11 protein-coding genes and 1 pseudogene are annotated in these 8,084 nt (G+C 59.1%); 9 read left to right on the forward strand and 3 right to left on the reverse strand.

Going from position 1 to position 8,084, the window contains the following annotated elements; all coding sequences use genetic code 11:
- From EN939_RS12615 to EN939_RS12625, 3 genes and pseudogenes are all read right to left on the reverse strand, one after another.
- Positions 1-180 (reverse strand): annotated as a pseudogene (locus tag EN939_RS12615) (hypothetical protein); the annotation flags it as partial.
- A gap of 102 nt (positions 181-282) precedes the next feature.
- Positions 283-1,080 (reverse strand): sterol desaturase family protein, encoded by a 798-nt coding sequence (locus EN939_RS12620; protein ID WP_127268287.1) that lies wholly within the window; start codon positions 1,078-1,080, stop codon positions 283-285.
- Positions 1,081-1,261: 181 nt separating this feature from the next.
- Positions 1,262-2,155: a LysR family transcriptional regulator gene (locus tag EN939_RS12625; RefSeq protein ID WP_127268277.1), complete on the reverse strand. Its 894-nt coding sequence runs from the start codon at positions 2,153-2,155 to the stop codon at positions 1,262-1,264.
- Between the two features lie 151 nt (positions 2,156-2,306).
- Here EN939_RS12625 and EN939_RS12630 point away from each other — a divergent pair, with 151 nt between their 5' ends.
- The 9 genes from EN939_RS12630 to EN939_RS12670 all read left to right on the forward strand — a co-directional run.
- Entirely contained in the window at positions 2,307-2,960 is a 654-nt protein-coding gene (locus EN939_RS12630) for a hydrolase (RefSeq protein ID WP_127268278.1), read from the forward strand.
- 587 nt (positions 2,961-3,547) lie between these two features.
- Positions 3,548-4,765, forward strand: coding sequence for a tyrosine-type recombinase/integrase (locus EN939_RS12635; protein WP_127268279.1), 1,218 nt, complete (start codon positions 3,548-3,550; stop codon positions 4,763-4,765).
- Between the two features lie 418 nt (positions 4,766-5,183).
- Positions 5,184-5,387, forward strand: coding sequence for an excisionase family DNA-binding protein (locus EN939_RS12640; protein WP_127268280.1), 204 nt, complete (start codon positions 5,184-5,186; stop codon positions 5,385-5,387).
- An 88-nt stretch (positions 5,388-5,475) separates the two neighbouring features.
- Positions 5,476-5,820, forward strand: a complete 345-nt coding sequence (locus EN939_RS12645; protein ID WP_127268281.1) for a winged helix domain-containing protein — start codon at positions 5,476-5,478, stop codon at positions 5,818-5,820.
- Positions 5,817-5,999, forward strand: a complete 183-nt coding sequence (locus EN939_RS12650) for a hypothetical protein (protein WP_127268282.1) — start codon at positions 5,817-5,819, stop codon at positions 5,997-5,999. Before EN939_RS12645 ends, EN939_RS12650 begins: the two co-directional genes overlap by 4 nt.
- A complete protein-coding gene (locus EN939_RS12655; RefSeq protein ID WP_127268283.1) occupies positions 5,999-6,565 on the forward strand; it encodes a hypothetical protein in 567 nt (188 codons plus the stop codon). The genes EN939_RS12650 and EN939_RS12655 overlap by 1 nt, the downstream gene beginning before the upstream one ends.
- Positions 6,562-6,816, forward strand: a complete 255-nt coding sequence (locus EN939_RS12660) for a DUF6074 family protein (RefSeq protein WP_127268284.1) — start codon at positions 6,562-6,564, stop codon at positions 6,814-6,816. Before EN939_RS12655 ends, EN939_RS12660 begins: the two co-directional genes overlap by 4 nt.
- On the forward strand, positions 6,813-7,286 hold the full coding sequence (locus EN939_RS12665) for a hypothetical protein (RefSeq protein WP_127268285.1): 474 nt from the start codon (positions 6,813-6,815) through the stop codon (positions 7,284-7,286). The genes EN939_RS12660 and EN939_RS12665 overlap by 4 nt, the downstream gene beginning before the upstream one ends.
- A partial coding sequence (locus EN939_RS12670; RefSeq protein ID WP_127268286.1) for a hypothetical protein occupies positions 7,283-8,084 on the forward strand: 802 nt, incomplete at its 3' end. The genes EN939_RS12665 and EN939_RS12670, both read left to right, overlap by 4 nt.

Here is an 8,084-nt window from a genome sequence, read left to right on the forward strand (position 1 = left end):
ATCGACACCTTGCAGCACCAGTTCGAGATTGAACTGCAGCTTCAACTCGCAGATGACGACAACCGGCGGCTCCCCCTCGCGCAACGCAACGACATCGCAGCCGCCGATCTCGCCTTTGACGACGAAGTCGAGGCTTTCGAGGAACCGCTTCACCGGCGCATAGAGTGAGGTTTCGTTCATGCCTCAAGGTTTAGCCGATTCGACGCGAAAAGCCTTCCCGGGGTTCGGCGTTCCACGGCCCGAAAGCGGATCGGGGTGGATACCGCACCGTCGGGCCAGCTGTCAGGCTTCGGTCTTCGGCACTGCCCGGTTCGGCAGCTTCCTGCGGCGCAGGAGCGGATAGCCGATCTGACCGAAATAGGTGGAAGGGATCGGATCGTCGACGCCGTACTTTTCCGGCACCTTGTCGCCGGTGGGATTGTAGGTGCCGAACAGCATGTCGAGGAAAGGCAACTGCCCGGCGAAGTTCTTGTCATAGGCTTCGCGCTGGTTGGCATGGTGCCAGCGATGGAACTGCGGGCTGGCGATCAGCCACTTCAAAGGGCCGAACGGAATCCGCACGTTTGAATGAACAAGCAGCGTGTGTCCAAGGTAGATGGTCGAAAAGACAGCGATCGAGGCTTCCGAGAAGCCGAGGAAAAAGATCGGCGTCAGCGATATTGCCTTTGTGACGATGGCGTCGACGGGGTGATTGTGGAAGGCCCCGAGCCAGTCGAGTTCCTCAATGCCGTGGTGAACGGCATGGAACTTCCAAAGCGCGGGGATTTTGTGGAAGGCCCGATGTGTCCAGTAGACGCCGATATCGGTAATCACGATGATTTCGGCAACCTGCAGCCAGACGGGCTGGCCGCTGACGGCCTGCGTTATCGCCGGCGGGACAAGGAGCGCAGCGGCACCGAGCGCGCCTGCCGCCATCATGACGATGGCCAGCTTTATGATGAAGCCGTTGAACAGCAGATAGATCAGATCGACAGCAAACCCCTTGCGGAAGATCTTCTGCGGCCGCTCGGCAAACAGATGTTCGAACGGAATGAAGATCAGCGCGCAGATCAACAGTGCCTTGATGCCAAAGATATCCATCGATTCGCCTCTGCGCGTCGTCTGCGCCTCCGAGAGGAACCACATCTCCCTTTCCAAAGGCTAAAGGCTCTGTAAGGGCGCTAACGCACGGAACGTGCAAGCAATGTCGCCGAACGCAACGGCTCGGAGCAATGGGACCGTCGAACGCGGTTGTTTGACACGGCTTCGAACCGTTCGTGTCCTAGCCGTCAAGACCCCAAAGATCCGGGTTGCGTTTGAAATACTCAATCAGCATGTCGGTGAGCACGCGCACTTTCCGCGTAGGATGCTGCCCCGGCGGGCGTACGACATACGCAGCTCCCGGAGGTACCGGATAGCGTGTCATGATCGGGACCAGCGCGCCGGAGGCCACATGTTCATGTGTAATGCAATCGGGGAGCCAGGCGATGCCGAGACCCGCCGCCGCCGCCGCGGCAAGCGCCGTGGCGCTGTCGGCCTTGAACCTGCCCTGCGGCTGGACCGTAACAATCTTGTCGCCATCCATGAACTGCCAGGCTTCCGTTCCCTGCATGAGGGCCTGATGGGTGACGAGTTCGTCCGGAGTCTCGGGTGACGCGTGCGCTTTGATGTAATCCGGGCTCGCGACAAGCTTTCCATGGATAGGCCCGACGCGCTTCGCGATCAGGTTGGAATCCTGAAGGTAGGCGCCCCGGATCGCGCAATCGAAACCCTCTGCGATGAGATCGACGAAGCGATCGCTATAAGAAGTATGGATGTGAAGCTTCGGGTGCAGACGCGCCATTTCCGCGAGCACGGGAGCAAAATGGGTCGCGCCGAAAGTAAGCGGCATGGCAACCCTCAGGCGGCCGCGTAGCTCACCGGTGGGGAAGATCGCTTCCCTGGCCGTATCAATCTCGGCGCTGGCTCGGGCCGCATGATCTCTGAAAGTAATTCCCGCCTCCGTGAGCGCGGCGCCGCGGGTCGTTCGTGCAAGAAGCTGGACGCCAAGCTCCGCCTCAACCCGAAAGAGCCGCCGACTGACGATCGACTTGGAGACGCCGAGTCGGCGGGCGGCGGCCGATACGCCCCCGGCATCGGCCACTACGACGAATGTCTGCAGATCTTCGATGTCCAATCGGCGTTCCTCGTTTCGCGACACAGCTTGCCTGAATATGGCACTATCGCATCACCAAAAGGAACAGCAAATTGCGTTTCGGCAACGTCGCCCGCTGGCGCATGTCTCCCGAAAACCCATGCCGTCCAGACGGCAGAGAAAGGAAGTCTTGATGACCCCTCGTAACGGCCTTGCTTCGCTTCTTCGTCCCGCAGATTCGGTCCTCGTCCTGATCGACCACCAGCCCTATCAGCTGGCCAATCTGAACAGCCACGACCCACACATGGTGGTCAACAACACGACCGCGCTGGCGAAGCTAGCAAAAGCCTTCGGTGTTCCGACCATTCTCACCAGCGTGATTGCGGCGCGCGGAGGACTTCTCTTCAAGCAGATCACCGACGTATTTCCGGACCAGGAAGTCATCGATCGCACCTGGGTGAACACCTGGCAGGACGAGAATGTGGTGAACGTCGTCAAGGCGACCGGCCGCAAGCAGCTGATCATCGCCGGCCTGTGGACCGAGGTCTGCGTCGCAATGCCTGTGATCCAGGCCGCCGGCGAAGGCTGGGACGTGACCGTGATCACCGACGCGTCGGGCGGGATTTCGAGGGAGTCTCACGAAGTTGCCATCCAGCGAATGATCGCGGCCGGCGCGAACGTGATGACCGTGATGGCGCTCACTGGCGAATGGCAACGCGATTGGGCGCGCACCGAGCATGTCGAGGAGCTGACCGAGATTCTCATTCAGCACTTCGGCGGCAGCGGCATCGCGTACCTCTGGGAACAGCAGCTGCTCAACACGCCGGTGCCGAGCGCCGCGGGCTGATCTGGGCGGAGGTGACGAAAGCTGGAGCGATCCCGCGCCAACAGGCTGGCTGCTTATCGAGCCGCGTCATCCCGCTCCACAAGACGGCCGCCCATGCCTGAATGCAGGGGCGGCCGGTGTCATCAACGATCACTTCCTCCAGCCATTGACCGCAACTGCAGCCGGCGCAGCCTGACTATCTATCGCCTCATTGAAAGGACCATGGAGATGTTCGGCGGAGCGCTCCCGAGAGGAAATAACAGTCATCCATCCGAACTTCAAAGTGAGCCTGACGCAACCGGGCGCTCTGATCGAGACGATGACTCGCAGTTCGGACATATCGACTGGAACAGAGGACCTTGCAACCAATCGACAACCCGTCAAGCACGCGGTTGTCATCATGTCTTAGGTACAAACTGCTACCCATGTCTCCGGAACGGACCTTCGACGTCTGGCGGAGGAAGTGTCTTCTAAACCTAAGTCCGCCATCGTCCGCTAATATACCAAAAACCCGTTGATTCCCTTGGCCTTTCGGCGTTCTGCGTTTGCAGTAGTCCGGTCAAATCCGCTAACATCGTGCATCGAAGTTAGGAACGGAGTTGCAGGGAATGGTTCGCTCACTCAACTTGCTGGCCGAAACGACCATCCGCGCCAAAGGCCTGAAGGCAGGGCGGCATAGCGACGGCGGCGGGCTCTATTTGTTGGCGAAGAAGGAAGGCACCAAGTCCTGGACCTTCGTCCACTTCAAGGGCTCTGGAAAGGGCCGCCAGTGGAAGGAAGTTGGCCTCGGCTCTTACCCTTCCGTATCTTTGAAGGATGCGCGCATTGCCGCCACCGACTGCCGGGACCGCCTGCGCCGTGGCCTTGACCCGATCGACACGGAAGCCAAGACCGAAAAGCCGACATTCGCGAAATGCGCCGAAGACCTGATCGCTGCTGTCGGCAAGGGCTGGCGCAATGCCAAGCACAAGGCACAGTGGGAAATGACCCTCGGCGATGCCTACTGCAAATCGATCCGCAAGAAGCCTGTGGACGAGGTGGACACGGCCGACATTCTGGAGATCCTGAAGCCGATCTGGTTCGAGAAGCCGGAAACGGCGCAACGGCTGCGCGGTCGGATTGAGCGGGTCTTGGATGCGGCGAAAGCTGCAGGTCATCGATCGGGAGAAAACCCGGCCTTGTGGCGCGGTCACCTGCAACACCTCCTGGCTAAGGGCAAGAAGCTTTCACGCGGCCACCATGCCGCTATGCCATACGCGGACGTGCCGGCGTTTGTGAAGCGCCTGCGGGCGTCTGAGGCTATGTCGGCGAAGGCGATGGACTTTCTCATCCTGACGGCTGCGCGCTCTGGCGAAGTGTTAGGCGCCAAGTGGCCCGAACTCGATCTGGACGAGAAGGTCTGGACTGTGCCGGCTGATCGCATGAAGGCCGGCGTCCTTCATAGGGTGCCGCTGACTGATGCCGCCCTGGCTATCCTGACGCCGCTCTACGATGCGCGCGTGTCGGACTATGTCTTCCCAGGGGAGAGCAAGCGGCCGGTTGATATGCCGCTGTCGGTGATGGCGATGACGATGCAGATGCGGCGCATGGAAGTCGGGCAATACACGCCGCATGGTTTCCGGTCAGCCTTCCGAGATTGGGCCGGGGATGAGACCAGTTTCCCGCGCGAGGTCGCGGAAGCTGCTCTTGCCCACAAGGTCGGCGATGCTGTCGAGAATGCCTATCGTCGGTCGGACGCATTGGAGAAGCGCCGCAAACTGATGTCTGCTTGGGCGAACTATCTGAATGCGCCTGCGGCTCGGGGTAATCTACGTGTCGTAAGATAACGTTGGTATCCGCTCGTGCATGCCATTGACTAAACGCGGCAAATCGCCGAGATTCACATCGTTCTGTTGAACTCGGAAAAAATCAGTTTTGAGGGACCGGCCCGGCTTTCTGCCGTGCCACGCTTGCAGAGCCTCTCCTAGAGAGGCCTGCGCCCTGCTGTTTTTCCTGTCCCTTACCCCCAGAGAAACCAGCGGCTCGTTTTACCGGATGTCGTTCGCTTTACTGTCGAACGGGAACGAACGCTGAACATCTCTGTGGGCAACCTGTGGATAAACACCAGCTAAGTCATTGGAATGAAAGGGGTACAAAATCCCTCGGGATAACACTCTCCAGGGTGTGCAGAGGGACTCGAAATCCGCTAGAATCCGTAACAAATCACCCGCGTCTGTTTGGCGCGAACCAAAGGAAGGAACTGAAATGGAAGTAAGCCCAAACGCATTTACTGTTTCGGGATTTTGCGCTGCTTTCGGCGTCGGTCGCTCGTTGCTCTATGAAGAGCTGAAATCCGGTCGCTTGCCTTACCGCAAGGCAGGACGGAAGACCCTGATCCGCAAAGATGATGCGCAAGCCTGGCTCGATGCTCTTCCGAAAGGAGCGACGGCCAATGAAGCCGGAAAGTAAGCGGTCTCCTCGCCAAAGCAGCCGCCTACTTTCCTACCTCAAAATCACTCCTCCAATCGCGGACCTAAATCGGAAAAGGAAGAATGACATGCCCCTCATAGCAGTCGACGCGAGTCGCGTTAATGCAAACTCTGTTAAGAGCGCGAACAAATTCAGCATCATCGTCAAGGTCGAGCCGGATGGAAATCCGATCCGACTGGACGGGCGCGTAGCTTGGGCAATGCGCGAGTTGGTCAAAGCCGGTCAAAGTGGCTGTACACCAATCACGCATCCCGGGCCTCGATGGTCAGACTACACGCACAAGCTGCGCAAGCTCGGGTTCGCCATTGAAACCGAGTACGAGAGCCACGGCGGCCCGTTCGCCGGTTCGCACGGAATCTACCGCTTAAGCTCGCCGGTCGTGATCCTTGAAGACGTGGCTAACGCCGCATGAGCACCGGCATCGGCAATACTCAAGGCCCGGTCGACCTCGCCGCCACTTGGCTGGCTACCGGCTCGGCGGATCGCACGAAGGCGATAATCCCGCAGATCCAAGAGCGGTTCAAATTGCCACTCAAAGACGCGGTGGAGGCCTGCCGGCAAGCGGCGCTGATCCGGGCGAGGGCCCACTGATGATGATGGACAAACACGCTTGGGGCCGGGCGGTCCGCTATTTCAAAGGTTTCCGGGATTCGCCGGGAGCCGTGCGAGTGGCGGGCGAGTTGCAGGATAAATACAACGAGGCTGTCGGCTGCGCTTGGCCGACGCGCGAAACAATTTCCCAGATGCTCGGCGCCGATGCTCCTGAGCAGATTTCCAAGTGGCTTCGAATTCTACAGAACGCGGGCGCGATTACGCGCGTCCCTGTTCGAAGCCTTCCCCTCGAAAAGCAGCAAATCATCGGTCGATCGGCGAAACGCTCCCAAGTCTACGTCCTGAACTTTGGCTGGGCGATGGACGTTTTGTCCGATCTGGACGAGTATGTCTGCGACCGCCAGAACAAGGTGATTATCCAGTCACCTCTGCCGTCTTTACGTAATCGTCCAAATACCCCATTGGATAATCAGACAGTCACCTGCGCGGGTGACGGTGTGGTTACCCTTATACCTTATGATCAAACCTTAGATCACACCTTAGAAGATAAAAGGGGCTCCGAAGGTTCAAACCTTAGTGCTTACACGCGCGAGAGGGCTGCATGATGGGCCTCGTGATCTGCTTTCCAATGGCTCGTCGTCTCGGAAAAATCAAACGGACGGCTGAACTGCTATCGGCTCGTCGCGGTCGTTCGGCTGACCACTATTGGCGCCAGACTGTCGCGGGCGTCGTCGGGCAACTGACCAGGGCCGGAATGACCGAAGCCGCGATAAGGAAAGAGGTGCAGACATTTTCGGACGCCGTGCAGGAAGAGCTACGGCGCGCCGCGCGTCGCAATGAGGGCGACGCAGCATGACGGTAATCGAGACAGCAGACGGCTTCGTCGTGGTCGACGGCACGGCAACATTGGCCGGACCGTTCCCGACCAATGCGGAAGCGTGGCGCGCGGCCGATCGGCTTGATGGCTCGCCTATATCGCCGGCTGAAAAGCGGGCTGACTGGATATCCACCAAGATCCTTTCTGCGGGACCGGCGCCTAGACGGTCGGCGAAAGCCATCCGGAAATCTGCGGATTCCGGTGGAATTTCAAGGAACCTCAGCCGAAAGGAAAAGCGGGAGGCGAAAAAGCAGCGCAAGGCTGAGAACCGCCTGAAGATCAATGCGGCCAAGGCTCCGGGCTGGTTGCGGAAGGGCGCCTCGGCGAAGTTCGATCCCCAAGCCAAGCGGGCCTTCAGCACCTCTCAACTCGGCACGTTCGGCGCCGCATCCCCAGTGCGGCATGTGAATATTAACGACTATCTCGCCTCGAAAGGTGTGCCTCAATGACGAACGCACTCGTTTCCTTCCCGGTATTCGATGAGAAGCCATCCGACGACTATGTTGACCGGTGGCTAGAGTTTACGAACGCGACTGGGCATCCGGAGCGCTTCGAGAATGTGACGACCACCAAGCCTGAAATCATTGGCACACTTCGCTTCCTATCAGGCGAGATCGAGGTTCCAATCTTTAAGCGCGAAAACCAGGACATGGTGCCATGTCCTATTTGTCATCCTACAGGCCCTTGGTTCAAGATCGGCCGGATGGCCTTCTTCCCCGATGAGCGTGTCGTGAGATTTATCGGCCATGACTGCGCCAAGCGGCACTACAAGGGCGAGTTCGATATCGCCGACGAGCGGTATCGGAAAGAGGCCCGAATTCGTCACCTTCAGCGCCGATGGACGGCTCTTGCTGAAAATGTGGACAGGATCGCGAAGTTTGCCAGATCATTGGCCGAACCGGCAAAGGCGCTCGAGGACTTGCGAGCCGAAATCGACAAGAAGGAGTCGGGGCTCTCCAAGTTGCTCTCGCGCGAACTGTCGCGCAATAGCGGCCGAATTGAAATCCAAGTGGATAGCGGGGTGAAGGATACCAGCGGCAACGCTGTCATCGTCAACGATGTTCTCGGCCTCGCTTCTGGTTCGGAATTCTGGGGCCGGCCTTATGTGCCTTACCAGCAGTTGTTGAGCCTCCAGCGCGATGCGGACGATTTAAAAACACCGCTGCCGGTGTGGCGAAGCGAGGAGTTGGACAGCGCCCACGAAGAGGAGATAGTCCGTCGCGGGACTTCAGCCGACATGCTACCTG

The organism is Mesorhizobium sp. M7A.F.Ca.CA.002.05.1.1 (assembly GCF_003998335.1).
GTDB lineage: Bacteria > Pseudomonadota > Alphaproteobacteria > Rhizobiales > Rhizobiaceae > Mesorhizobium.